The following is a 24,933-nucleotide window of genomic DNA, read 5'->3' on the forward strand; positions in this document are numbered from 1 at the left end:
CATCCAGCGGGCGTACGCGCGCATTTCCCATGAGGCAACGAATCACCCTTTCGCGCGCATTTCAGACGAGTCAACGCGCCTCCGACAGGGTAATAGCCATCGCACGTGTGTTCGAAACATAACAGTCGGGCGTGGTGGTTGGGTAACTCGTCGCCAACGCCGATCGCTGCTGGCAATGGCTCAGCCATCATCGATTTGGACCAGGCCGAAACCGCCCCGGGCGATACAGGCTGGACGTACACTCTTCAGCTATGAACAAGGTTACGAGAGTCTTGTTTGCGCTGCTGCTCGCCTTCGCCGTCTCAGCAACGTCGGTGAGCTGCGTACCTCCCTACTGCCCCCTCACCGGCGGCCCGGCCGTCGTCTGCTAGTCATCTGCGGCCACTGATGGGGTGAAAAGCTCGCCGCACGGCTAAATCAACCGCTCGGCACCCCGTGGCTGACGCTCGGCACCGCAGCCGGCGCGCGTCAGCTGATCGTATTGGCTCGAATTGGGCTGGGCGGTACGAGATTTGGGACCTCGAGCGCAAAGCGCATGTTTTGAATGTGGCTCGGCGCAACGCTGTTCACAGCGTCGCGGTCGATGGTTTGCGCCTTGTGGGTAACCGTGAGAGCGTAGCGGTCGTCGACGTAGATGTCCGCGTCGTATGACGGCCGCGGCGATACATTGGGAGCAACCTCCCCTTCTGGACTCCGCCACGGACGACGAGAACCCATATCCCCGAAGACTTCAGCGAAAGCGGATGTTCAACGTCGCCAGGCCAAAGATCTTGCGGCCGGCCGACTTTGCGCCGACGATCACGACTCCGGTGCGGGTTTCCGGGTCCAGTGACTTGATCCGGCCGCTGTATTCGATATCGGCACCCTCGGTGGCCGACACGATCACGGGTTGGGACAGCCGCACCGCGTAGCGGGTGACCGCACCAGGATCGCCTGACCATGCGGAGCCGAATCCGGCACCCAATGCCATGGTGAGCATCCCGTGGGCGATCACGTCGGGCTGCCCCGCCAGTTTGGCGAGGTTCTCGTCCCAATGAAGCGGGTTGGCATCACAGGCCACCCCGGAGTAGTTCACCAGGTCGCCGCGCGACAGTCGGGCGTGGTGGACGGGTAACTCGTCGCCAACCTTCACGTCATCAAAAGATGGTGTCCCCGGGGTACGGGTCGTGCCTCCGTGGGCGATCCGAACCTCGTCCGCAGGGCGCACCGTCTTCTGGTAGTGCGCTTCGGAGTAGTCGATTCCGGCGAGGTTCACGTCGTGCATCATCACTTGCTGCGCGACTGTCCTGATCGCGGGATCGACATCCTCGGCGGTGACGCCGACGACGGTGGTGTGCAGAGTGTGCACCCGCTCGCCGGCGGTGTCGGTGAACGTATTGGTCACGGTGATCAAGTCTCTGCCGGCGATCCTGCGCACCGATGACAATTCGACGTCAACGTGCAGTTCGTCGCCGGCCACGATCGGTCGGTGCTGCTCGAAGACTTCTTCGGTCTGCAGATACATCTCGTAACCGATGACCACCGATTCGAACAAGTGCCGATTGGCGGCCATAGCCGGAGCCGACGTGAACGTCAGCGGCGCCACCAGGTCCGAATACCCCAGTTCAGCGGCAGCGTCGAGTTTCCAGTGCGCAGGGTGATAGTCCTGCACGGCACGGGCGAACTCGCGCACTTTCTCGCGGCCGACCTGGTAAGTGTCGTCGATCTGGTAGTAGTGGCCGACCCGCGCTTCGAGTGCCGACGCTTCTGCTGCTGCTGTCATGGATTGCCCAACTCTTCTGTCGGCCTGGTCACGGAAGCCGACCTACGCACACTAACGCGGCGACACCGAGCCACCGCAGGCCGCAACGCGGAAACAACATCGCCCGAGTGAGACCGCTGGCGACCCTAGCCGATGTCATCGGCACACTCGACGTCGCCCGCAGGGACATCCAGCACTTCGTCGCTACCCAGTTGGACAACACGAACCACCACATCGCTGCTCACCTTGATGGCTGCCACTCGCAAACCGCCGCGTCGCAGACCCCACAGCGTGCACGCCTACTACGTGAGAGCCGGAGACGGCTGCAAACCGGTTGTTCGCTGAAATCGCTGGGGCCGCTGCCTTCGTCGCCTCGGATCGCTGCCGTGCGATGACCCGGCCCACTGGCCAACCTAACCGGCGGGATGGTCGTTGACTGACTTCCGTCGGGCGGCCTACCGGTCGGGGGTCGCGTTAAGGCCGTGGCAGGTCTATGGTAGGACCACAATTGTGGTCATTCCACTCAGGAGGAATCCGTTGAATCAACCCGCGCTTCCCATCCGCGTAATGCTGGCCAAGATCGGGCTAGATGGGCACGACCGCGGCGTGAAGGTGGTGGCCCGCACGCTGCGTGATGCCGGCATGGAGGTCATCTACACCGGACTTCATCGCAGTCCGGCCCAAGTCATCGAGGCGGCCACTCAAGAAGACGTAGATGTTCTCGGCATCAGCCTGCTCTCCGGTGCGCACATGCCGATCTTTACCAAGATTTTCGAGATCCTCGACGGGATGAAAGAGCGGCCCCGCTTCACGATCGTCGCCGGTGGCGTCATGCCCGACGAAGATGAGATCGAGCTGCAGAAGATGGGGGTCGCCGCGGTCCTGGGCCAGGACACCATGCCGGAGGAGATCGTGGCGACGATCAAAGCCTGCGCCCCGTTAGCGGCAAATTCCTGATGCGTGGAATGGAATCGTGGAGTTGGCCTCCGCGATACGACGAGACGTACCGACCGCCCCACGGACAGCGGCACTGGTTTCCGATTCGCGAAACCATGGACCCGCAGCAGCGTGACGAGGCCATTCTTCAACGCATCCAGCAGCTGATGGGCTACGCATGGAAGAACGCACCCTTCTACCGCAAGAAGTGGTCGGCCGCCGGATTGGAGCCTGGCGACATCACTTCGTTGGAACTCTTCGAGACGGTACCGGTGGTGCGAAAGCAGGAGCTGCGGCAAGACCAGGGCGAGCACGAACCCTATGGCAGCTATCTGTGCATCGACCCAGTCGAAGTGACTCACATCAAGGGGACGTCGGGCACGACGGGTCGGCCGATGGCTTTCGGAATCAACCAGCGCGACTGGATCGCGATCGCCAACGCTCATGCGCGAGTCCTGTGGGGGATGGGTGTCCGCCCCGAGGACGTCGTTTTGATCGGTTCTCCGTTGACGCAGTACTGGGGGTCGTGGGGTGCCTACAGTGGTGCCGAACGGCTTGGGGCGGCGGTGTTTCCGTTCGGCGCGGGGATTTCCGGGCAGAGCCTGCGAACGCTGCAGTGGATGCGTCAGATGCGGGCCACGGTGTTCTACGGCACGCCGTCGTATGCCTTGCGTCTTGCCGAGGTGGCGGTCGAGAACGGTATCGACACCCGTGGGCTGGGACTTCGGAAAATGTTCTTCTCCGGCGAGCCCGGTGCCAGCGTGCCGGCGATCCGGCAGCGAATCATTGACGCCTTCGATGTCGAGGTGTACGACTCCGGCAGTATGGGGGAGGTCGCACCATGGATGTCGCTTGGTGCCGCCGCCAACGAGCCCGGCGTATTTGCTTGGCAGGACTTGGTTTACACCGAAGTGTGCGACCCGTCCACGATGCGCCGCGTCCCCTACGGTGCCGAGGGCACTCCCGTGTACACGACGCTGGAGCGCACCTCCCAGCCCATGATCCGGTTGCTGTCCAACGACTTGGCGTGTTGGGAGGCGCCCGATGCGTCGCGTGGCCGCACATATCCCTTTCTGCCCAAGGGCATCTACGGCCGTATCGATGACATGTTCCAGATTCGCGGTGAGAATGTGCAGCCCAACGCGATCGACGAGGTCGTGATGAGCGCCGAGGGGTACGGCGGTGAACACCGCATCGTGATCACCCGGGACGGCGCGATGGACGAGTTGCTGGTTCAGGTCGAGTTCGATGCGCAGCATGCCACCCTGTCAGAAGACGTGTGGGTGAAAAAGATAGGGCAGGATCTGCGGACCGTGTTGGGTGTCGGCGCGAAAGTGGTGGCCGTGGCCCCGGCCACCTTCGGCCGCACCGAGTTCAAAGCTCGCCGCGTCATCGACGACCGCAACCTCTTCGAGTCGCTGCGGCGGGGCGGGTCATCGTGAGCCGCGCCGCAACCACATCGCCGGTCGCCGCCTTGGCCGACCGGATTCGTCATGGATCACAGGTTGCCCTCGCACGCGGTTTGACCCTGGTCGAAAGCCGATCGGAGGCAGCCTCAGAGCTACTCGCCGAGATCTGGAAGGACAGCGGCAACGCCCACGTCGTGGGTGTAACCGGGCCGGCGGGCAGCGGCAAAAGCACCTTGGTGACCCGAATCGCACAGGGTTACTGCGCGCGGGGAGCGCGCGTCGCCATCCTGGCCGTCGACCCCACCAGCGCTTACTCAGGGGGAGCGATCCTCGGCGACCGGATCCGTATGACCGACCTTGCGGGCCGAGACGATGTCTACATCCGTTCGATGGCCTCACGGGGCGCCACCGGCGGCCTGTCTCGCGCGGTGCTCGACGGCATCGTTCTGCTCGACGCTGCCGGATTCGACGTTGTCATCCTCGAAACGGTCGGCGTCGGGCAGGCCGAGGTCGACGTGATCAGCGTCGCTCACACCGTGCTGGTGGTCAGTGTTCCCGGGCTGGGCGACGACATCCAGGCGCTCAAAGCGGGACTCATCGAGATCGCCGACATCCACGTCGTGAACAAGGCCGACCGGCCGGGTGCGGACCTCATGGTCAAGCAGTTGCGCGAATCACTGCGCCTCGCCCACCGTAAGGCCGGCGCCTGGGACGTCCCGATCATCAAGACCACGGCTACCAGTGGCGAAGGGGTGGCCCTCGTGCTAGACAAGGCCACCCAACACCGGCAGTGGATGGCCAGGCATGGCGCCCTTCGCGAAGTCGAGAGACGCAATGCAGCAACCCGAATCCGCTGGGCCGCAGAAGCACTCGTCGCGGGCCGGCTACGGTCCGGGCAGCGCGAATTCGATGCTGCGGTCGACGCACTGATCGCCCGCGAAGAAGAACCGCGGCAAGCCGCCGCCCGGCTCCTTACCGCTATGGCCGTGCACCCCACCGACATCCACTGAAGAGGAACGCAATGCCCAACGAAGACAACGCGACCCCAGAAGAACTCCGCCTCGTCTCCGACGCGCTGCTGAAGCGCGCTGAAGCCGACCTCCGTGAGTGGGAGAACCACGAACTCGCCGAGTTCATCGCCCGCTCTCCGGAGTCCAAGGAGCGGTATGTCACCGGCGCGGGGCTGCCGGTCAAGCGCGTCTATGGACCGCAGGATCTGCCCGAAAGCTGGGCGGAGATTGGGCTTCCCGGTCAATACCCCTACACCCGGGGGCCGTACCCGACGATGTACCGCGGGCGCAAATGGACGATGCGTCAGATCGCCGGTTTCGGCCAGGCAGAAGAGACCAACAGGCGATTCCAATACCTGATCGCCCAGGGCCAGACCGGTCTGTCCGTCGACTTCGACATGCCCACCCTGATGGGTCTGGACAGCGACGACGACATGAGTCTCGGCGAGGTCGGCCGCGAGGGTGTAGCAATCGATGTTCTGCCAGACATGGCGGCGCTATTCGACAGCATCGACCTGCAGAACATCTCGGTGTCGATGACGATCAACCCGTCGGCATGGATCCTTCTCGCGATGTACATCGCGGTCGCTGAAGACCGCGGCATGGACCTCGACAAGCTCTCTGGCACCATTCAGAACGACATCCTCAAAGAGTATGTAGCGCAAAAGGAATGGATCTTCCCAGTTCGGCCCAGCATGCGCATCGTACGGGACTGCATCGCTTACTGCGCTCAGCATCTGCCACGGTACAACCCGGTCAACATCAGCGGCTACCACATCAGTGAAGCGGGCGCCAACGCCGTGCAGGAAGTCGCGTTCACCATGGCGATCACCAAGGCATACGTCGAGGACGTCGTCAAATCAGGTATCGACGTCGACATCTTCGCCTCGCGCCTGTCATTCTTCTTCGTCTCGCAGGCCGACCTGTTCGAAGAGGTCGCCAAGTTCCGCGCCGTCCGGCGGTACTACGCCAAGATGATGAAAGAACACTTCGGCGCAAAGAAACCGAACTCCATGCGACTGCGCTTCCATGCCCAAACAGCGGCCGCGACACTCACCAAGCCGCAGCCCATGGTCAACATCGTGCGCACCGCACTGCAGGCGTTGTCCGCGGTGCTCGGCGGTGCGCAATCCATCCACACCAACGGCCTCGACGAGGCCTACACCATTCCCAGTGAGATGGCGATGAAGCTGGCGTTGCGGACTCAGCAGATCATCGCTGATGAGACCAACGTCCCCAACGTCATCGATCCGCTCGGCGGCTCCTACTACGTGGAGGCCCTCACCGATGAGATTGAAAAGGGCATCCAGGAGTACATGGACCGGGTCGAGGCGATGGGCGGTGTCATTCCGGCGATCGAACAGGGGTTCTTTCAGAAGGAGATCTCGGACACCGCCTACGACTACGCCAAGCGCAAGGCCAGCGGTGACCGGCCGGTGATCGGCGTCAACAAGTACGTCGATGAACACGACGATCAGAAGATCGAGGTGCACAAGCTCGACCCGGAGTCGGAGGCCCGCCAGATCCGCAGGCTCAAGCAGGTGCGCGCCGACCGGGACCCGCAGCGCGCACAGGCGGCGGTGGAAAGGCTATTGGCCGCCGCTCGCGACGAGACCGTCAACCTCATGCCTGCGACCATCGAAGCCGTGCGCGCCCACCTTTCCATGGGTGAGATCACCGGTGCGCTGCGTGGTGTGTTTGGCAGCTACCAAGAAACGCCTGTGTTCTAAGGCGCCAACCAGCGAGGATGCCTGGAGCGGCACACGGATGAACCGCAATGTGGTGGGTACAGTCGTCTCCTGTACGGATTTCCCGCGACAGGGCAGAAGGGGCGCACGTGTCGGAGCCAACTTCATCTGAGTGGAAGCCGCTCCCGCGCCTACGGACGCACGAGCAGGTCGTCGCTGAGATCGAGAGTCGACTCATTAATAGGACCCTGAAAGCCGGCGATCGTCTGCCGCCGGAGCGCCAACTGGCAGAAGCCCTCGGAGTGAGCCGGGGCGCCGTGCGTGAGGCGCTGCGGATTCTTGAAGCGATCGGCGTCGTCGAGGCCGGGACGGGTTCCGGCCCGACGTCGGGCTCCATGATCGTCAAGGACAGCACCGCCGGTATGGGAATGGTGTTGCGCATTCACCTGCAATTAGCGTCTTTCACACGGGACGATCTGGTCGAGACGAGATTGATGCTGGAACGGTTGACATGCCGCAAGGCCGCGGCAATCGCGACGGCTGACGACATCGACCGCCTGCGTTCGTACGTCGAGCAGATGCGGGGTACTCACACCACAGCCAGCTACAACGATATCGACACCGCCTTTCACATTGGCATTGCTGAGATCTCCGGCAATGGACTGGCTGCCGCCCTCATGGCTGCCTTGAGAGAAGCGTTGCGGCAAGCAATGGTTTCCGCATTCGAAAGTCTCAAAAACCCCGCAGCAACCATGAAAAGGTTGACGAACCAACATGCGGCGATCGTCGATGCGATCGCCGCAGGCGACGGCGACACCGCGGCCGAACTGGTGTCCCAACACATCTCGGGCTTTTACCGCGCCGTCGGGCTCAGCGATCTCAAGTGGGCCGGCTGACCGCGCGGCACCGTTTGGATCTTGAGCGTGCACCCGCTCAAGCGTCCGCACTTGGTACATGCATGCGATATCGCATCGCCGAGCGGGCGGATCCCACCTGTAGTCAGTTCGCCAGGCCGGAAAGCTGTCAGGCGACCGATGCCAAATGTGCGCTGAATTGTGCTGCAGAAGTGGACAATTGAGATCGGTCGCGGCAACACAACAGCAGATTTCGGTGAGCCCACGCGTTTGTCAGGTCGATGGTGCGCAGGTCTTGATGCGACCACCGAGCGACGGCTAAGGTCGGGACGACCGCTATTCCGACGCCGGCTGCGACTGCGGCGCAGATCGCTTCGGTGGTGGGTAGATGCGCCCGGTATCGAGGACGAAGCCCGAGGGGCTGGGTCTGTCCACTCAAGTGCTCCTGCAGCGGATTTCCCTGGGTGAATCCCACGAACGGGTAATCCAGACACGCACTGAACGCAACCTGATCTCGGTCGGCGAGAGGATGGTTGGCGGGCACGATGACGACCAGGCGGTCGGGACGCAGCATCGTGCACTCCAGCCGACCCGAGTCCACTGTGTCGGCGATGATTCCGAGCTCTGCGCGCCCGTCGGTGACGGCCGCGACGATCTCGTGGCTCGGGCGTTCCTGCAGCTCGATGTCGACGCTGGAGTGGGCGACCAAAAAGTCGGCGAGCGCCGTCGTCACCAGTGTCTGGGTAGCCGACGTGTTCGCCAGAACCACCAGTGCTGATTGCAACCCGTCGGAGCAGCGAGCCAACTCGGCGCGCATGCGGGCCAGCTGACCGACGATCGCTCGGGCGTGTACGACCAGCAACCACCCAGCGGGGGACGGCACCACACCACGCCGGTGCCGCTCCAGCAATTTGGTCCCAAGAGCCTTCTCCATGGCGGTAATCCTCGCACTGGCCGATGCCAGCGACAGATACGCGCGCTCGGCTCCTTGTGTAATGCTGCCCTGGTCGACTACCTGCAAGAACAGCTCTAAATCGGTCAGATCGTAGGCCACAGCATTCACGGTACTCACACCGGCTACAGGAACATCAGACTTCGGCCTACCCGAAGGCTGACTCGCGAAATGACTCATTGTGCGCACGGCATCGGGCGTCCACGCTTGGTTATGCCGGATACCGGCCGGCAGACACGACGGCCACTGAAAGGTACTGAATGACAACGCACGCTGACCTCACCGAGGTCTTCGAGCACAGGATCGTGGCGGACTGGGCGCTGGGCGAGTGGGCGGATCGGCTGCTCGAGCAAGCCGGCCTCGGTGTCACCATCGTCGACCGGCACGGCGTGGTCATGTACTACAACAAATGGGCGGCCGAACACTTGGACCGGCAACCCGGCTACCTCGGTCATTCTGTGCACGAACGGCATCACCGCAAGATCACCAATCCGCGGTTCGACGCCATGCTCAAACTGTTCGTCGACGGCCGCATCGAGCCGGTGCAATACGTGGCCAGGCCATACGGCAAAACCACCATCCTGGTGACGGTTTCGCCAATCCGGATCGGCGGCGAGCTGGTCGGCCTAGCACAGCTCGTATTGCTCAAAGATGAAGTGCAGGAGCTATTTTCACGTTTCGACGACTCGGGCCGGGAGTCGTTCGAGCGCGACATGCTGCCGGACGGCTACCCGGGCGCGTAAACGGACCCGAGATTTCAAAAAGCCATGTCGTAGCAGACCCACAGCAACGGGCCGACCAGGATTAAAGCCAGCAGCGTAACTCCGCCGATGATCCGCCACGCAATGGTCGAGCGGAAGATCACCGCCGTCACCGCCGCAGCGGTTGACAAGGCGATCAGCACGGCCGCGATGACGATCTCGGTACGCGCCGACTGCACCGCCGCTTCGGACATCGGTGGGAAGAAGCCGGTTTCCAATTTGAACGCCAGGGCGCGATTGCTCTCGGCCATCAGCAACAGCACAAGCGCCAGCATCATCAAGCCCAAGCCTGCCAGCGACAGACATGCCCCAAAGATGTTGCGGTTGGCAGGATCTATCGGCCCGGTGTACTGGGGCGTCTCGTCCACAACCCAAATCGTAGGGGGTGACTGGGGCGAAGGAGGCAAAGCAAAAGGTTCCGCGGTTGTCCGCAGTTGGCCAACTGATCACGCGGTGGATACCTGATCATGGCACCGTATTCGCGTGCGAGCCGAACCGACAGCCGGCCGATCACGCCTGGCCGACCGGTTCCACAACTGGTGTGAGGCGTTCGTCAGGTGGTTGCCGTTGAGGCTCGGCGCGATCGTCGCACCGACATTCGTGGGCTTTTGTGGGATCAACGGCTTCACCTGCGGCGTCGATCTGGCCATCCTCACCGGCTTGCGCAGCGGCCTCGGCATTCCGGTACCCGTCGCCGTCACGGTGGCTTACCTGTGCGCCTTCACCCTGAGCTATGTGCTCAATCGCATTTTCAATTTCCGGTCCCACGCGCCGGTGGGACCACAGCTGGTCGTCTACGTGGCGGTGGTCGTCATCAACTACTTGGTCTTCATCCTCGGCGTGACCACCGCGTTGGCCGCCATCGGTGTGCAATACCAGCTGTCGCGACTGGCGGCGGGCACCTGCGAAGCGGTGTACATGTACAGCGCGATGCGATGGTTGGTCTTCCGCCGCTGACCCGCGAGCCGGCCCCGCACTTGTTGACTGAGGTGTAGCCCGCGCGTGACCTTCCCGCGACGGCGACGACGGACGCTCATCAAGTGACGGTAATCGCGGCTATCGCCGCGCTCGCGACAGCGACCAGCATCGGCTACTACTTCGGGCGGCGCGCAGCATCGCCGCGAACGAGTTGGCGAGTGCGAACGAGCCGGATTGCGCTGGGCAGGCAGGCAATCAGCCTGCTCGCGATATTCACAGCACGCCATATCCAGCGGCGCCTCCAGGCCGAGCGCATCCTCCCCAGCAGGGCCGGCAGATACGGGCTGAGAGTGCATGCGCCACTTGAGTATCTACGCGACGGTATGGTCCGGCTGCGGTCCTACTAAGGTGCACTGGCATGGCTGCACTGCAGGGCAAAGTGGCATTGATTACCGGGGCATCGTCGGGCCTGGGCGCTGAAACGGCAAAGTTATTTTCTCGCGAGGGCGCAACGGTTTTCGGCATTGGCCGCGATACGGGTCGCCTATCCGACGTGTTCGCCGGCGTCGCACGCGGCGGATTCGCATCGGTGGACGTCGGTTCGGCGCAGGCCTGCCGAGACACCGTCGAGCAGTGTGTCCGTGATTTCGGCGGACTAGACGTCCTCGTCAACGTTGCCGGGCGACATGAGATGCGCCGCACCGAGTCGATGACCGACGACGACTGGGAACACGACCTTGCGGTCAACCTGAGCGGGCCGTTCTACCTGTGCAGGGCGGCACTGCCCCATCTGCTGGCGCGCGGCGGAAGCATCGTCAACGTCAGCTCCATCGCCGGGGTTGAGGGCCAGGCTTATTCGGCGGGCTATTGCGCGGCCAAACATGGCCTGATCGGGCTCACCCGCGCGTTGGCGGTGGAGTACACCGCGGAACGACTGCGCGTCAATGCGGTATGCCCGGGCGGCATGCTCACGCCGCAAATCGAACAGTTCAGCGCGCCAGCCGATCCCAACTACGACCTGATCATGCGCACGGCCGCACCCCGCGGCATGATGCAACCCCTCGATGTCGCCAACGTGATCGCCTTCCTCGCCAGCGACGCCGCTGTCGCCATCCATGGCGCTGTCTATCGGGTCGACAACGGTAAAGGGGCCGGCTAGCCAGCCGGGTTACCAGACCAGCGCATCAAACATCAGCGCTGTACCGGCGGCGGTGAACGCCTGATATACGGGTTCCAACCGCACCAGCCCGGTGGCGGTCGGTGGCCGGATCACGCGGCGTTCACCGACGAAACGGTAGGACCAATACAGCGCCACAGCGGCGAAGCTCGCAGCCCCGACCCAGTTCGCAACCGCGATCCAAGAGATTCCGGTTGTCATCGGCGACATGCGCTGTGACGGCAGCCCCATCCCCGGCATGTCCATTGCGGCCGAATCCGACGGTGAGTGGACATGTGAGTGCGTCCCCGGCACGCCTCCACTCATCACCGCATACATCCATGCCATCGCCGCCATCATCGCCGCGTAGTACCATGTTTTCAGTCGCTGACGCGATGCCGAGGACTTGCCCATGGCGGCGCCCGCAAACCAGACACCGGCCAGCAGGAAAAACAGCATCGGCCCCATCGCCGGCAGGCCTAGGCCGACACGCCACACCATCGAAACCATGCCTATCGACATGACCAGGTGCAGCAGGTGATTGATCCGGTAGGACCACCGAACACGTTGTGCCACAATATGGTGCGCGTACATCGCGATACTGGCGCCGAAAAGGACTGTGACGACACAGCGCAGCGGGAGCTCACCGATCATGGCATGCAACCTCGCGGCCTCGCGCATGCCGCACGCTGTATCGCTGTGTTCATGGCGCTACCGTACCCCTGCGGGTATCTGGACCAAGGCTAATGACGACGGGTCAACACCGGGATGCGGTAACGGTTCGGGCACGTTTCGATCACCCGCCGACACGTCGTGCCGCATCACGGTTTTCGTGATCGACAATTCGGGGCATGACGCAATCGCGGGAGTCCGACGATGGCGCGTGAGATCTCACGGCAGACCTTTCTGCGCGGCGCTGTCGGAGCGTTAGCCGCCGGTGCGGTCCTGGGCTCCCCCCGCGTGGCGGCCGATCCCAGACCTTCGGGCTGGGAGGGCCTGTCCACGGCCCTCGGTGGGAAGGTGTTGCTCCCGAATGACCCCCAATTCGCCGGGGCCAAACAGATTTTCAACACCAACTACAACGGCTTGACTCCGGCAGCGGTTGTCACCCCGACGTCGGCGGCCGACGTGCAGAAGGCGATGGCGTTCGCGGCCGCACACAACCTCAAGGTCGCCCCACGCAGCGGCGGGCACTCCTACATCGGCGCGTCGACCGCGAACGGCACCATGGTGCTCGACCTGCGCCAGCTACCCGGGGACGCCAACTACGACGCCGCCACCGGACAAATCACCGTGACACCGGCCACCAGCCTGTACACCATGCACCGGACGCTGGCCGCGGTCGGCCGGGGCATCCCCACCGGCACCTGCCCGTCCGTCGGCGCCGCCGGACACGCACTCGGCGGAGGAATGGGAGCCCAATCCCGGCATGCTGGCCTGCTCTGTGACCAGTTGACGTCGGCTTCGGTGGTGCTGCCCAGCGGTCAGGCGGTCACCGCGTCCGCCGCCAACAACCCCGACCTGTTTTGGGCACTGCGCGGCGGCGGTGGCGGCAACTTCGGTGTGACGACCTCACTGACCTTCGCCACCTTCCCCACCAAGGACGTCGACGTCGTCAACCTCAACTTCCCGCCGCAGTCCTTCGCGCAAGTTCTGGTCGGTTGGCAGAACTGGCTGCGCACCGCCGATCCCAACAGCTGGGCACTGGCGGACGCGACCGTCGACGCGATGGGCATGCATTGCCGAATCCTGGCCACCTGCCCGGCCGGCTCCGGTAATAGCGCGGCGGCCGCGATCACCCAAGCTGTGGGGTTGCAGCCCTCGGGTACCGAGAACCACACCTTCAACTACCTGGATCTGGTGAATTACTTGGCCGTGGGCAACCTCAACCCGTCGCCGCTTGGGTATGTCGGCGGCTCGGATGTCTTTCCCGCCGTCAACGCCGGGGTCGCGCAGGGGATCGCTTCGGCGGTCAACGCCTTCCCCCGCGGCGCCGGCCGCATGCTGGCCATCATGCACGCACTCGACGGCGCACTCGCCACGGTGGCGCCCGCGGCCACCGCCTTTCCATGGCGCCGCGAGTCGGCGCTGGTGCAGTGGTACGTGGAAACCGGTGACCCGGCGGCCGCGACCAACTGGCTCAACTCGGCACACCAAGCGGTGCAACAGTATTCGGTTGGCGGCTATGTCAACTACATCGAGGCCAACCAGGCGCCGGCACGCTACTTCGGTCCGAACCTATCCCGGCTCAGTGCCGTGCGGCAGAAATACGATCCCGGCCGGGTCATGTTCTCCGGGCTGAACTACTAGCCGGCACACTCCGGCACGGCGCAAAGGCCTGCGGGCGGACACTCGAATGATTAGCCGAACTCGGCACTGGGTACTTCCAGTCTGTCTGTGGCTAGTGAGGGGTTGGCTGATGGCAGTGGAACACGGTCGGGCACGTTGCCCGCGATGCATGGCGTGGGCGCAGTACCGGTTTATCGAGCGCGACGACGACAAACTTGAGTATCAGGTCCATTGCGATGCGTGTGGAAACCTGTACTCCGAAGTGACCCTCACGTCGACCGCCACCAACTCGGCCGCGTAGTCAGCGACCGGGGGTCCGACGGCGCGTCGTTCGCTGAATCCGGCCCGCGGCGACCTGCTACGTTACGAAACTATTTCCTGGTGTAAGGTCTGCACCGCGAGCTAAGACGCCCCCCAGCTGGAGCAGCGCCTGGTGCGCGCAACGCCGTGAAAAACGCGTTGAAAGGGGCGGCGTGAACGAGGTTTTAGCGCGAGCCGGCATCTTCCAGGGGATAGCCCCCGATGCGGTCGATGCGTTGGCTCGCCACCTGCAGCACGTGTCCTTCTCGCGCAGGCGGACGGTTTTCGTCGAAGGCGAGCCGGGCGACGACCTTTACGTGATCTTGTCGGGCGCGGTGAAAATCCGCCATCAGACACCAGACGGTCGCGAAACCGTCTTCGCGGTGCTCGGCCCCGGCGACGTGTTCGGTGAGCTCGCGCTGTTCGATCCGGGACCGCGAACCTCGACGGTGATCACCCTGACCGAGGTGGAAACCGTCAGGATGGACCGTCAAGCGTTGCGGACGTGGATCGTCGAACGTCCCGAAATCGCCGAGCAGTTGCTGCGGGTGCTGGCACGCCGGCTCCGCCACACCAACAACACCTTGTGTGACCTCATCTTCACCGATGTCCCCGCCCGGGTGGCGAAGCAAATCCTTGATCTGGCAATGCGATTCGGCACCAGCAACGGCGGCTCGGTGCTGGTCGAGCACCACTTGACGCAGAAGGAACTCGCTCAACTCGTGGGGTCCTCGCGCGAAACCGTCAACAAAGCGCTATCCGACTTCACCCAACGAGGATGGATTCGGCAGCAAGGCAAGGCCCTCATCGTCGACCAACCAGCGAAACTGGCCCGCCGCGCAAGGGCATAACGAGCCATTCTCTCGAACGTGCCGCTCCCGCCACGGGCTAAGTGATCGACCAGAATTCCAGCAGGGTGCGCAATGTCGCGACCAGGGGGAGTGGTTGGTCCAGCATGGGATGGTGGCCGGCTTCGGCCAACTCCACGAACGGTCCCCGGAGCTGAAGCAGGGAACGGATCCGTTCGGCCATGCTGGCCGGCACCAACCCGGCTTGACAGCGTAAATACCCTACGCGGCAACGCATTGCGGTCAGCATGGTCTCCAATGAGTCTTCGTCCGTGGCCGTCGGCTCGAGTAGCTCACCGCCGAAAATCGCCGGGTCGAACTTCCAAATCCATCCTTCGCTGGTCTTGCGCACCGACTCGGCGGCGATGTGCTGGCGAACGTAGGGCAGGATCAACTCCTGCGAAGGCACCGCCGTAAAGCGGGCCAGAATCTCGTTTTTCGTCCGGTATTGGGTGTGCTCGCGCCTGCGCAGCCGCCCTTCCTCCGGCGCACGCTCCCACAGTGGCGAGTCGATCACCAGCATGCTGTTGATCTGCCGGCTGTAGTGCATTGCCGCCGTGGACACCACCCAACCGCCCATACTGTGGCCGACGATGGTCGGTCGCCCAGCGGGACCGGCCGCCGCCGCAGCCGCCATCACTTCGCTTGCCCAGGTTGGCAGGTCGTAGCTGTCGCGCGCATCGCTCTCGCCGTGGCCGGACAGGTCCGGAGCGATCACCCGATGGGTGCGAGAAAAGAACGGCGCGATGTGGTCCCACCAACCCGAGTGCGCTCCGCCACCATGTACCAGCACCACGGGAGGTTGGTCCGCCGCCCCCCAGACACGCAGATGGATACGGCACCCGTCGACGTCGACGTCGAGGTGGTCCGGCTTTTGATCGAGTGCGGCGGTGAACCAGGACGGGGTAATCGACATCTGGTGCGAACGGGAAAACAGTTTTTCGACCTCCGTATTCGCAATGCCGGCCAGTTCAGCCGACGTCCCACTTTAACGTGCAGCAGAAAGATTCCAGAACGATGCGTTAAGTCTGGTCGGCTGCGGACATTTCAGATGGGTTGCCGGGGTCGATATACGGCTATTCCAAGAAATTCAGGGATTCTTCCCGGCTAGCCGCACGGTGACGGTTACGCGTCCCTTCTCGTCCTGCTTGGCGACGCCATGTCCAGCCCGGTCGGTCCCGTCGAGTTGCAACGTCAACGGTCCGCCGGTGTCCAGGAAGTTCCGCCACCAGGTCTTCGCTCCGGGCATGTTGACGCTGATGACGATGTCGTCACCGGAACGCCGGTAGCCCACTGGGATGCTGAACGTGCGCCCGGAACGCCGACCTGTGTAGGTCAGCATCGTGATGTTGCGGTTGAGCAGCCTGCCGAAGCGGGGGGAGTTGGCCAGCGCGGCCACCGGCGCGTTGAACACGGGCGCGGCGCGCATCAACAAACGTCCAAGATTGTTCGGTGCCATGTCGCAAGTATCGCTCAATTTTCCACTGATCACCGCCCCGCGAATTCACCGCGATCCCAACTCCGTGGCCATGCCGGTAGCATTCCCCGCAGCTGCTGTGGTGAATGCGACCAGTCAGGAAAGGGCGCGATGGCTGCTCCTGTCGACCCGTCGGTACCGCCGAGCGGTACCGGGTGTGCCGAGTGCGACGAGGTCGGTGGATGGTGGGTGCACTTGCGGCGCTGCGCTGCTTGCGGCCACATCGGTTGCTGCGACGATTCGCTGTCTCGGCATGCGACCAAACACTGGCAGCAGACCGGACATCCGATTATCCGATCGTTCGAGCCCGGCGAGGACTGGTTCTGGGATTACGACGCCAACGACTACTACGACGGCCCGGAGCTCGCGCCGCCCGAGAGCCGTCCGGAAGGCCAGTCAGTTCCCGGTCCGCGCGGACGGGTGCCGCACAACTGGTTCGATCTGCTCCGCCATCGAGACAGCTGAAGGTGTGAACCAACGGGCGCGCTTTAGTGAGCGCACCGGCACAGCTGATAACGGATAAAGCTTCGCGTGGCGGGCCGGTTGGGGCCGGTTTAAGCTTTTAATTCTGTTTGCCATGCGGAAGGCGTTTTCCATGCCGGAGATCAATCTCGGTTCGCCTCCGATATTCCCTGAACCGATCGCGATTCAATGGTGATTCAGGATCGCGAGCGTGCCGGTGCTGGGCAACCGTCGGCGTGGGCACCGCTTCGCAACCGCGTATACCGCAGCCTGTTTATCGCGCAGCTGGCCTCTAATATCGGCACCTGGATGCAAAGCGTTGCGGCCCAATGGTTTCTGGTCGAAAAGCACAGCAGCGACGTCATGGTCGCACTGGTCCAAACCGCAAGCCTGGGGCCGACGCTGGTTCTGGGGCTATTTGCCGGCGCGCTCGCCGATCTGTTCGACCGACGGCGGTTGCTCTGTGTTCTGCAGTCGTATGCCGTGCTGGTGGCGTTGGCATTGGCGGTCTTGACCTACCTCGGCCGGATGAGTCCGACGTCGCTGTTGATGTTCACCGTGGCGATCGGTTGCGCGTCTGCACTGGCCGCGCCGGCCTGGCAGGCGATCCAGCCCGAGGTTGTTTCGCGGGAGCAGATCCCGGCCGCTTCTACCTTGGGCAGTGTCGCGGGCAATGCCGCCCGGGCAATCGGCCCGGCTATCGGTGGTGTAGTGGTGGCCTTGTCGGGCCCGGCGGCGGCGTTCGCGATCAATGCGGTGTCGTTTGCCGGGATCATCGTTGCGCTGGCGGCGTGGAGGCGGCCCAAACAATTCGCCCCGCTGGAGAGAGAACACTTCGGCCACGCCATTCTCACCGGACTGCTCTTCGTCAACAACAGCCCAATGTTCCGCAGAATCCTTTTGCGCGCAGTCCTTTTCCTGTTTCCGGCTTCGGCTGTGCTGGCTCTGTTACCGGTGGCCGCGGCGCACAGGTGGCACCTGGGCGCCAGTGGTTACGGGGTAGCACTGGCGGCCATCGGCTTGGGGGCCGTGCTCTCCGTAGCGCTGGCCGAGCGGTTACGCCAGAAAGTTTCCGACAACGTGCTGCTCGCTGGATCCGCTGCCGTGTATGGCCTGGCGCCGGTGGCGGTGGCGGTGCTGCCGTTCGCGGCGGCGACGCCAATGTTGGTGCTGTCCGGAATGTCCTGGTTGATCACGTTGACGACGTTGAACGCCGCGGCGCAGCTTTCGTTGCCGCGATGGGTGCGTGCTCGCGCGCTGGCGGTGTATCTGCTCGTCGCGACGGGATCTCAGGCGATCGGTTCCTATGCTTGGGGCGCCGTTGCCACCCGAGCGGGACTGCGCACCGCGTTGCTGGGCTCAGGGGTGATGCTGGGCATTGTTGCCGTCAGCGTGGTCGTCCTGCCGCTGCTGCCCCGCACGGGAACGCTGAGCGTCGACATCTCCACTGCTTGGCCGACGCCCACGCTGGTGTTCGAACCGTCGCCCGAGGACGGTCCTGTGCTGGTAACCGTTCGCTATCAGGTTCCGCCCGCCAATCTCGAGGACTTCACCGAAGCGATGCGCGCGGTCAGGCGGTCACGGTTGCGCACGGGCGGTCACAGTTGGCGGCTCTATCACAGTGTTGGACAACCTGATACGTTCCTCGAGAGGTTCACCGTAGCGTCCTGGACCGAATTCGAGCGCCAGCGCACCGAGCGCTGGCTGGAATACGACAGCGATGGCATCAGGAAGGCGATCGGCTATACCGTCGACCGCACCCGACAGCACGAGTACTTCGTCGCCCTGCGCTTACGCCGATGATCCCATCCGGAGCAACGCCACGGAGTCGGCGGGTCGGCTGAGCCAGACACGGAAACCTTTAGCGGCAAGCATTTTTCACGCCCCTCAGTCAAAGTTTCGTCGTCACGCGGGCGCGTCGGGCCATCCCGGGTCGATCACTGTCAGTCCAATGGCGCGTACGTGAGTTATTTCGCGCGCCGGCTCCCGCGAAAAATCCGCTCGGACATGCTGTACAGTTCTCAACGACCGGTTCACGGAACTTGAGTTCCGTCTAGCTTCTGGGGTTCGCGAGTGGCGTTCGACGATGGTGCACCGCTGCGCGCTGCCGCCGGTTGCTTGGAAGGTGTAGAGGAGGCAGCGGATGCTCGGCATTTTGCGCAAGGCGTGGATGCCCCTGCTTCTCGTTGTCGTGATTGCGGTAGGTGCATACGCAGTTGTCCGCATCAGGGACACGTTCGGCTCACACGGCGGCGTCACAAGCGGCGAGGGCGGTGGCGACAACACCAAACCGTTCCACCCGAAGCACATCACCTATGAAATAACCGGCGCACCGGGTGGCACGGTCAACGCCAACTACCTCGACGAAAACGGTCAGCCACACCTCGTCCAGGCGGCGCCACTGCCGTGGTCGTTCACCATCGTGACCACGTTGCCGTCGATGTCGGCCAACATTGTCGCCCAGGCCAGCACCGAGGTACATGCGCTGCGGTGTCGTGTCATCGTCGACGACCAGGTTCGCGACGACCGCCACACCAATGACTACCAACCGTTCATCTACTGCTTGGTGAAATCCGTATGAGCAACCCGCATCTACCGCCCCGGCGTCCGATCGTTCCCCGCCTCATCCGAGTCGTATCCCTGCCGATCACTCTGGGTTGGCTGCTCATCGCGGTCGCGTTAGGTGTGCTCTCCCCATCCCTTGACGCCGTCGCTGAACAGCACTCGGTGCCGATGACGCCGCGTGATGCCCCGGCGTTCAAGTCGATGATGCACATCGGCGACAAGTTCAACGAATTCCATACGGACTCAACGGCGATGGTGGTCCTGGAGGGACAGGACAAACTCGGCGACAGCGCCCATGACTTCTACAACCGCATCGTCAGCAAGTTGAAAGACGATCGCGCGCATGTGCAGAACATTCAAGATTTCTGGGGTGACCCGCTGACCGCTGCCGGCTCGCAAAGTCCGGACGGCAAGGCGGCCTATGTTCAGGTCTTCCTCAACGGTGCGCAAGGTACTACTCCGAGCCACGAGTCGGTCGCCGCGGTGCGCAAGATCGTCACGGACACGCCTGCGCCGCCGGGCGTCAAGGCTTATGTGGCCGGCACTACCGTGCTCAACGCCGATACCAGTCTCGTGGGTCATAAGAGCATGGCGACGATGGCGTTGGTTTCCATCGGTGTCATCTTCGTGATGCTTCTGGTGGTCTATCGGTCGATCGTCACGACCCTGCTGTGCCTTGTGGTGATCGGTATCGAACTCTTCGCGGCGCAGGGCGTCGCGGCCACTGCTGGCAACCTCAACATCATCGGACTCACGCCGTACGCGGTCAGCATGATCACCATGCTCAGCATTGCCGCGGGAACCGACTACGTCATCTTCCTGCTGGGCCGTTATCACGAAGCGCGATCTATCGGCCAAAACCGCGAGGAGGCCTTTTACACGGCGTATCACGGTGTCTCGCATGTCATCTTGGGCTCGGGGCTGACCATCGCGGGCGCCTGCCTGTGTCTGACGGCGTGCCGGCTGCCGTATTTCCAGACCATGGGACTGCCCTGTGCCATAGCGTTGTTGGTCATCGTCTTCGCGGCGCTGACGCTGGCGCCGGCGGTGCTTGCGGTGGGATCACGCTTCGGCTTGTTCGACCCGAAACGGGCGGTCGACGTGCGCGGCTGGCGCAAAGTCGGTACCGCCGTGGTGCGTTGGCCGAAGCCGATCATCGCCGTCACCGCCGCGATCGCGATCATCGGATTCATCAGCCTGTTGACGTATGTGCCGAATTACGATGACCAGAAGTTCACACCGAGCGATATGCCTGCCAATGCCGCGATGACCGCGGCCGAGCGGCACTTCTCCCAAGCCCGAATGAACCCGGAACTGCTGATGGTAGAAGCCGATCATGACCTGCGCGACCCCGCGGACATGCTCGTCATCGATCGAATTGCCAAGAGCGTCTTTCATCTTCGCGGTATTGAGCGTGTGCAGACGATCACTCGGCCGTTGGGGGCGCCGATCGAGCACAGCTCGATTCCGTTCCAGATCGCGATGCAAAACTCGGGCACCTTGCAGACGGCCAAGTTCATGAACGACACCATGGCTAACATGCTCGAGCAGGCAGACGAGCTGGGCAAAACGATTGCCGTCATGGAGCACATGTACGGCGTCATGAAAGAGCTCACTGCGACCACGCATAGCATGGTCGGCAGGACGCATGAGATGGTGGATACCACCAACGAATTGCGGGACCATATCGCCGACTTCGACGATTTCTTTCGGCCTATCAGAAGTTACTTCTATTGGGAAAAGCACTGTTTCGACATCCCGGTCTGCTGGTCGTTGCGTTCCCTCTTCGATGCGCTCGACGGCATCGATGAGCTCTCCGACCAGATATCCGGGCTCACAGTGGATCTCGACCACATGGATCGGCTGATGCCGCAGCTGCTGGCTGATTTCCCCAAAACCATCAACTCGATGAAGACGATGCGCAACTTCATGTTGTCGACGCACAGCACGATGGCCGGCATCCAGGCCCACCAGCAGGAGGGCGCCGAGGGCTCAACGCTGATGGGACAGTACTTCGACGAAGCCAAAAACGACGATTCGTTCTACCTGCCGCCGGAAGTGTTCAAGAATCCCGACTTCAAGCGCGGGCTGAAGATGTTCGTATCGCCCGATGGCAAGGCCGTAAGATTCATCATCACCCACCAGGGCGACCCCGCCTCCGTCGAGGGGATCAAGCACGTCGCGGGAGTCAAAGACGCGGTCGCCGACGCCATCAAGGGAACTCCGCTGGAGAGCTCGAAGGTGTATTTGGCCGGAACGGCGTCGATGTACAGCGACATGCAAGAAGGCGTCATCATCGACTTGCTGGTCGCCGGGATCTCCTCGATGATCCTGATCTTCGCGATCATGCTCATCATCACCCGCAGCGTGGTTGCCGCGTTGGTCATCGTCGGCACGGTGGCCGCATCGCTGGGCACAGCCTGTGGCCTGTCCGTACTGATGTGGCAAGACCTCATCGGGCTTGGCGTGCAATGGATTGTGCTGCCGCTGTCGGTCGTCATCTTGCTTGCCGTGGGATCGGACTACAACCTGCTGGTGGTCTCGCGGCTCAAGGAGGAAATCCACGCCGGGCTGAACACCGGCATCATCCGCGGCATGGGCGCCTCCGGCAGGGTCGTCACCGCCGCCGGGCTGGTCTTCGCCTTCACCATGATGTCGATGATCGTCAGCCAGCTGCGGGTGATCGGGGAACTCGGCACCACGATCGGATTGGGCCTGCTGGTCGATACCCTGATCGTGCGGTCCTTCATGACACCATCGATAGCCGCTGCTCTCGGGCACTGGTTCTGGTGGCCGATCAACACGATCCGCATGACGAGGAAGACACATCGAGAGGCGGAGGCACACACCGCGCCGATCCCGGAACTGGCGGCAAGGTGAAACCCACGGGCCGGTCTGCAAAGCTGTCGACAACGACGTTGTTAGTTGACAGGCCAGGACCCATGGCAGAACCGGAACCCAAACTTCGCCAGCGGACAGAGGGGCGGCTGGACCGATCCCGCGACCCCGCGATTCTTGACGCCGCGTTGGCCGCGCTGGCCGAGCACGGTTACGAGGCGACGAACATGAATGACATCGCCGCACAGGCCGGCGTGGGCAAGGCCGCGATTTATCGGCGATGGTCATCGAAAGCCGCCCTGATGACCGACGCTCTCGTCTACTGGCGACCCGATCTACTGAACGATGACGCACCCAACACAGGCAGTCTGGCCGGGGACCTCGACGCTCTTGTCAAGCGCGCCAAGCGCAACGACAATTCCCTGATCACCAATGATCTCGTGTTGCGAGTCGCTTTGGCGGCCGCGCACGACCCCGAACTGGCCACAGCGCTCGATGACCTGATTCTCTTCAAAGGCAGACGGGTGCTGTCGGCTGTCTTGGCTCGAGCCGCGGAGCGCGGCGAAATCGACGCCACCCGCGACTGGTCATTGGTCGCCGATGTCTTGACGGCAATGGGTCTGTTGCGTGTCATCACCGGGCAAAGCGTTGACGCCGAATTCGTACGGCAAGTCATGGATACGCTGATCGTTCCGGCCGTACAGACACCGACCAGTGGGCGCGACGTCGCGAAGCGGTGAGGCGCCCAACCGTCAGGTTCAGGTTGCGGTGGCCATCAAGTCGCGCACGGCGTTGTCGACGGTCTTCAGCACCTCCGGGTCGATGCCGGTGCGGCCGCGGACCAGTATTGAGGCGCTGTTGGCCGACGGCAGTCCCTCCGCCGGGCTGAGACCATCGGGAAACTTTCCGATCATCGGCAACAGAGCTACGCCGAGCCCGGACCGCACCGCCGCGTAGAGGCCGGACAGGTCGCTGCACTCGGCGGCGATCTCGTATTCGATGTGATGGCTTTCCAGAATCGCGAAGGCGGGCTCGCGCAACGTGCACGGTTCGGAGAAAATCACCAACGGCAGGGGGTCAAGGGGCGAGATTGTCAGCGTGCGCGCTGAAATCCATTGCAAGCGAGCTAGTCCCGAGGCATTGGCACGATAGAGGCCCGCGCCGTCGAGCATGATGGCCAGATCGACCAAGCCGCGCTCGATAGCGTCGGCCAGCGACAGGTTGCGGTCAAGCCGGAAGCGCACCTTCAGGTCGGGAAGTCGCTCACGCAGTACGCGGGACAGGCCGGCCAGCATCACATCGGCACCATGCTCGGTGGCACCGAATGGTCAGAACTTTGTGTTCGGTCGCGCCCAGGTCGTCGAGCGCAACGTCGTGCGCCGCCAAGATGGTGCGGGCATGCCGTAGCGCCTTCTGGCCGACCTCGGTGAACACGACACCGCGGCCGGAGCGCCGCACAATCGGTTCGCCGACCACGGCTTCAATCCGGCGCAGATGCTGGCTGACCGCCGACTGGCTCAGGTGCAGGGCGGCGGCGGCCCGGTGGAAGCCACCGCAGTCAGCAACGGCGACAAGGCTGCGCAGCGGCGCGATATCGAGCACCTGGGCCATAGCACGCACCTTAATCCGATCATCGTCTCTAATCAATCACCGGCTCCGTAACCACGGATCACCTTCCAGGGTCCGCAAACCGATAACGCTTCGCGATCAATCATGATCGCGAATAATCGTTGGACTGTGTCGGTCGATCACGAGAGCATGGTGGGCATGCCGTCGTCGCGCATGCCAATGACCACCGCCACGGCGGTGACGTTTTTCTACGCGCTCGGTTATCCCATCGGCACGTTGGCGGTAACCGCTATGACGCCGATGGCTGCCCTGGTGCTGCGGTTCAGTTTGGCCGCAACGATTCTGGCCGCCTGGTCGATGCTGGCCACGGCCCGCTGGCCGCGGGGAGCGCAATTCGGCCACGTCCTGGTGACCGGCTTGCTGATTCAGGGCGTACAGTTCTGCTGCTTGTACGAGGCCGTTCAGCTTGGTGCGCCTGCCGTGCTGTGTGCCGTGGTGATTGCGATGAATCCGGTGGCCACGGCCATCCTGGCGGCCATGTTTCTGCGCGAACCGCTCGGGCCCCTGCGCGCCGTGGCGCTGGTGCTCGGTGTCGTCGCGGTCTTAGCGGCCTGCTCGCGAAGGTTGATGACTACCCAGGGCGCCGACCCTGTCATCTTGTTACTTGTCGTTGGCCTGCTTGGCCTTTCGGCAGGCGGTGTGTACCAACAGCGATTCTGCACCGGCGTCGACTTTCGGGTGATGAGTGCCATGCAGAATGCCGTTGGGTTGATACCCGCGTCGGCGCTCGCGATCGTCACACCCTTCACGGTGCACGATGGCGTCAAGGCGGCGATCGCGGTCAGCGGCATGGTGCTGTTGAACGCCACCCTGGCGGTGAGCCTCTACGTGCGGGCCATCAACACTCACGGCGTTACCGCGGTGGCTGTGCTTTTCGTCGCAGATCGGCTGGACGCTCGGGTGTTCATCCAGCATGCGAGCCCGCCCAGGACCAGTCCGACCGCTATACCCGCATCGGGACGCTGGTCCAGAATGATCCACGACAGCATTCCGGCCACCGCGGGAATGACGGCGAACAGCATGGCCACCGCGGTAACGCCGTGAGTGTTGATGGCCCGCACGTAGAGGCTCACCGCCAGGGTGGCGTTCAACAGCACCAT

General features: G+C 63.2%; 23 protein-coding genes and 2 pseudogenes. 17 read left to right on the forward strand and 8 right to left on the reverse strand.

The window, feature by feature from the left end:
* Positions 1-730 precede the first annotated feature (730 nt).
* A complete protein-coding gene (locus A5625_RS04195; protein ID WP_066989330.1) occupies positions 731-1,762 on the reverse strand; it encodes a fused (3R)-hydroxyacyl-ACP dehydratase subunits HadA/HadB in 1,032 nt (343 codons plus the stop codon).
* Between the two features lie 546 nt (positions 1,763-2,308).
* Between A5625_RS04195 and A5625_RS04200 the strand changes: the two genes are divergently transcribed.
* The 5 genes from A5625_RS04200 to A5625_RS04220 all read left to right on the forward strand — a co-directional run bounded on the left by A5625_RS04200 (position 2,309) and on the right by A5625_RS04220 (position 7,680).
* Positions 2,309-2,698, forward strand: coding sequence for a cobalamin-dependent protein (locus A5625_RS04200; protein WP_066989332.1), 390 nt, complete (start codon positions 2,309-2,311; stop codon positions 2,696-2,698).
* Between the two features lie 95 nt (positions 2,699-2,793).
* The gene (locus tag A5625_RS04205; protein WP_197515958.1) at positions 2,794-4,119 is read left to right on the forward strand and encodes a phenylacetate--CoA ligase family protein; all 1,326 of its coding nucleotides are present in this window, start codon (positions 2,794-2,796) and stop codon (positions 4,117-4,119) included.
* Entirely contained in the window at positions 4,116-5,096 is a 981-nt protein-coding gene (gene meaB / locus A5625_RS04210) for a methylmalonyl Co-A mutase-associated GTPase MeaB (RefSeq protein ID WP_066989334.1), read from the forward strand. Before A5625_RS04205 ends, meaB begins: the two co-directional genes overlap by 4 nt.
* Before the next feature lie 11 nt (positions 5,097-5,107).
* Complete coding sequence (locus A5625_RS04215; RefSeq protein WP_066989336.1) at positions 5,108-6,826, forward strand: methylmalonyl-CoA mutase family protein; 1,719 nt, start codon at positions 5,108-5,110, stop codon at positions 6,824-6,826.
* Positions 6,827-6,933: 107 nt separating this feature from the next.
* Positions 6,934-7,680 (forward strand): FadR/GntR family transcriptional regulator, encoded by a 747-nt coding sequence (locus A5625_RS04220; protein ID WP_066989338.1) that lies wholly within the window; start codon positions 6,934-6,936, stop codon positions 7,678-7,680.
* Positions 7,681-7,807: 127 nt separating this feature from the next.
* On the opposite strand, the gene A5625_RS04225 is transcribed toward A5625_RS04220, so the two are convergent.
* Positions 7,808-8,692: a LysR family transcriptional regulator gene (locus tag A5625_RS04225; protein ID WP_066989341.1), complete on the reverse strand. Its 885-nt coding sequence runs from the start codon at positions 8,690-8,692 to the stop codon at positions 7,808-7,810.
* Between the two features lie 158 nt (positions 8,693-8,850).
* Between A5625_RS04225 and A5625_RS04230 the strand changes: the two genes are divergently transcribed.
* Positions 8,851-9,333 carry a PAS domain-containing protein gene (locus A5625_RS04230; protein ID WP_066989343.1) on the forward strand — a complete coding sequence of 161 codons (483 nt, stop codon included), beginning with the start codon at positions 8,851-8,853 and terminating at the stop codon, positions 9,331-9,333.
* Between the two features lie 14 nt (positions 9,334-9,347).
* On the opposite strand, the gene A5625_RS04235 is transcribed toward A5625_RS04230, so the two are convergent.
* Positions 9,348-9,719 carry a hypothetical protein gene (locus A5625_RS04235; protein WP_066989345.1) on the reverse strand — a complete coding sequence of 124 codons (372 nt, stop codon included), beginning with the start codon at positions 9,717-9,719 and terminating at the stop codon, positions 9,348-9,350.
* A gap of 115 nt (positions 9,720-9,834) precedes the next feature.
* Between A5625_RS04235 and A5625_RS04240 the strand changes: the two genes are divergently transcribed.
* From A5625_RS04240 to A5625_RS04250, 3 genes are all read left to right on the forward strand, one after another.
* Positions 9,835-10,308, forward strand: coding sequence for a GtrA family protein (locus A5625_RS04240; RefSeq protein WP_066989347.1), 474 nt, complete (start codon positions 9,835-9,837; stop codon positions 10,306-10,308).
* Positions 10,309-10,391: 83 nt separating this feature from the next.
* On the forward strand, positions 10,392-10,676 hold the full coding sequence (locus A5625_RS30670; RefSeq protein ID WP_066989350.1) for a hypothetical protein: 285 nt from the start codon (positions 10,392-10,394) through the stop codon (positions 10,674-10,676).
* Positions 10,677-10,687: 11 nt separating this feature from the next.
* Positions 10,688-11,428 carry an SDR family NAD(P)-dependent oxidoreductase gene (locus tag A5625_RS04250; RefSeq protein WP_066989352.1) on the forward strand — a complete coding sequence of 247 codons (741 nt, stop codon included), beginning with the start codon at positions 10,688-10,690 and terminating at the stop codon, positions 11,426-11,428.
* 9 nt (positions 11,429-11,437) lie between these two features.
* Here the strand turns inward: A5625_RS04250 and A5625_RS04255 are convergent, their stop codons facing one another.
* Positions 11,438-12,079: a DUF5134 domain-containing protein gene (locus A5625_RS04255; RefSeq protein WP_066989370.1), complete on the reverse strand. Its 642-nt coding sequence runs from the start codon at positions 12,077-12,079 to the stop codon at positions 11,438-11,440.
* A gap of 222 nt (positions 12,080-12,301) precedes the next feature.
* On the opposite strand from A5625_RS04255, the gene A5625_RS04260 reads away from it, so the two are divergent.
* Positions 12,302-13,735 carry an FAD-binding oxidoreductase gene (locus A5625_RS04260; protein WP_066989354.1) on the forward strand — a complete coding sequence of 478 codons (1,434 nt, stop codon included), beginning with the start codon at positions 12,302-12,304 and terminating at the stop codon, positions 13,733-13,735.
* 452 nt (positions 13,736-14,187) lie between these two features.
* A complete protein-coding gene (locus tag A5625_RS04265) occupies positions 14,188-14,865 on the forward strand; it encodes a Crp/Fnr family transcriptional regulator (protein WP_066989356.1) in 678 nt (225 codons plus the stop codon).
* A gap of 37 nt (positions 14,866-14,902) precedes the next feature.
* On the opposite strand, the gene A5625_RS04270 is transcribed toward A5625_RS04265, so the two are convergent.
* Positions 14,903-15,778: an alpha/beta fold hydrolase gene (locus A5625_RS04270; RefSeq protein WP_197515959.1), complete on the reverse strand. Its 876-nt coding sequence runs from the start codon at positions 15,776-15,778 to the stop codon at positions 14,903-14,905.
* 174 nt (positions 15,779-15,952) lie between these two features.
* A complete protein-coding gene (locus A5625_RS04275; protein WP_066989359.1) occupies positions 15,953-16,321 on the reverse strand; it encodes a nitroreductase/quinone reductase family protein in 369 nt (122 codons plus the stop codon).
* Between the two features lie 129 nt (positions 16,322-16,450).
* On the opposite strand from A5625_RS04275, the gene A5625_RS04280 reads away from it, so the two are divergent.
* From A5625_RS04280 to A5625_RS04300, 5 genes are all read left to right on the forward strand, one after another.
* The gene (locus A5625_RS04280; protein WP_066989361.1) at positions 16,451-16,804 is read left to right on the forward strand and encodes a UBP-type zinc finger domain-containing protein; all 354 of its coding nucleotides are present in this window, start codon (positions 16,451-16,453) and stop codon (positions 16,802-16,804) included.
* Positions 16,805-16,990: 186 nt separating this feature from the next.
* Entirely contained in the window at positions 16,991-18,604 is a 1,614-nt protein-coding gene (locus A5625_RS04285; protein WP_066989362.1) for an MFS transporter, read from the forward strand.
* A gap of 340 nt (positions 18,605-18,944) precedes the next feature.
* Entirely contained in the window at positions 18,945-19,382 is a 438-nt protein-coding gene (locus A5625_RS04290) for an MmpS family transport accessory protein (protein WP_197515960.1), read from the forward strand.
* Positions 19,379-22,246: an RND family transporter gene (locus A5625_RS04295; protein ID WP_066989364.1), complete on the forward strand. Its 2,868-nt coding sequence runs from the start codon at positions 19,379-19,381 to the stop codon at positions 22,244-22,246. The genes A5625_RS04290 and A5625_RS04295 overlap by 4 nt, the downstream gene beginning before the upstream one ends.
* Before the next feature lie 62 nt (positions 22,247-22,308).
* Entirely contained in the window at positions 22,309-22,944 is a 636-nt protein-coding gene (locus A5625_RS04300; RefSeq protein WP_066989366.1) for a TetR/AcrR family transcriptional regulator, read from the forward strand.
* Between the two features lie 18 nt (positions 22,945-22,962).
* On the opposite strand, the pseudogene A5625_RS04305 reads toward A5625_RS04300, so the two are convergent.
* Positions 22,963-23,815: pseudogene (locus A5625_RS04305) on the reverse strand (LysR family transcriptional regulator).
* Between the two features lie 171 nt (positions 23,816-23,986).
* On the opposite strand from A5625_RS04305, the pseudogene A5625_RS04310 reads away from it, so the two are divergent.
* Positions 23,987-24,709 (forward strand): annotated as a pseudogene (locus tag A5625_RS04310) (DMT family transporter); the annotation flags it as partial.
* Here A5625_RS04310 and A5625_RS28070 read toward each other — a convergent pair.
* A partial coding sequence (locus A5625_RS28070; protein WP_156747917.1) for an EamA family transporter occupies positions 24,679-24,933 on the reverse strand: 255 nt, incomplete at its 5' end. The pseudogene A5625_RS04310 and the gene A5625_RS28070 overlap by 31 nt on opposite strands.

Source organism: Mycobacterium sp. 1465703.0, from assembly GCF_001672975.1.
Classification (GTDB): Bacteria; Actinomycetota; Actinomycetes; order Mycobacteriales; family Mycobacteriaceae; genus Mycobacterium.

What these genes read in the sequence shown, in the direction of transcription:
- A5625_RS04195 (WP_066989330.1), bottom strand. Translation starts at nt 1,762, where the DNA reads ATGACAGCAGCAGCAGAAGCGTCGGCACTCGAAGCGCGGGTCGGCCAC.
- A5625_RS04200 (WP_066989332.1), top strand. Translation starts at nt 2,309, where the DNA reads ATGCTGGCCAAGATCGGGCTAGATGGGCACGACCGCGGCGTGAAGGTG.
- A5625_RS04205 (WP_197515958.1), top strand. Translation starts at nt 2,794, where the DNA reads ATGGACCCGCAGCAGCGTGACGAGGCCATTCTTCAACGCATCCAGCAG.
- A5625_RS04215 (WP_066989336.1), top strand. Translation starts at nt 5,108, where the DNA reads ATGCCCAACGAAGACAACGCGACCCCAGAAGAACTCCGCCTCGTCTCC.
- A5625_RS04230 (WP_066989343.1), top strand. Translation starts at nt 8,851, where the DNA reads ATGACAACGCACGCTGACCTCACCGAGGTCTTCGAGCACAGGATCGTG.
- A5625_RS04250 (WP_066989352.1), top strand. Translation starts at nt 10,688, where the DNA reads ATGGCTGCACTGCAGGGCAAAGTGGCATTGATTACCGGGGCATCGTCG.
- A5625_RS04255 (WP_066989370.1), bottom strand. Translation starts at nt 12,079, where the DNA reads ATGATCGGTGAGCTCCCGCTGCGCTGTGTCGTCACAGTCCTTTTCGGC.
- A5625_RS04260 (WP_066989354.1), top strand. Translation starts at nt 12,302, where the DNA reads ATGGCGCGTGAGATCTCACGGCAGACCTTTCTGCGCGGCGCTGTCGGA.
- A5625_RS04270 (WP_197515959.1), bottom strand. Translation starts at nt 15,778, where the DNA reads ATGTCGATTACCCCGTCCTGGTTCACCGCCGCACTCGATCAAAAGCCG.
- A5625_RS04275 (WP_066989359.1), bottom strand. Translation starts at nt 16,321, where the DNA reads ATGGCACCGAACAATCTTGGACGTTTGTTGATGCGCGCCGCGCCCGTG.
- A5625_RS04280 (WP_066989361.1), top strand. Translation starts at nt 16,451, where the DNA reads ATGGCTGCTCCTGTCGACCCGTCGGTACCGCCGAGCGGTACCGGGTGT.
- A5625_RS04285 (WP_066989362.1), top strand. Translation starts at nt 16,991, where the DNA reads ATGGTGATTCAGGATCGCGAGCGTGCCGGTGCTGGGCAACCGTCGGCG.
- A5625_RS04290 (WP_197515960.1), top strand. Translation starts at nt 18,945, where the DNA reads ATGCTCGGCATTTTGCGCAAGGCGTGGATGCCCCTGCTTCTCGTTGTC.
- A5625_RS04295 (WP_066989364.1), top strand. Translation starts at nt 19,379, where the DNA reads ATGAGCAACCCGCATCTACCGCCCCGGCGTCCGATCGTTCCCCGCCTC.
- A5625_RS04300 (WP_066989366.1), top strand. Translation starts at nt 22,309, where the DNA reads ATGGCAGAACCGGAACCCAAACTTCGCCAGCGGACAGAGGGGCGGCTG.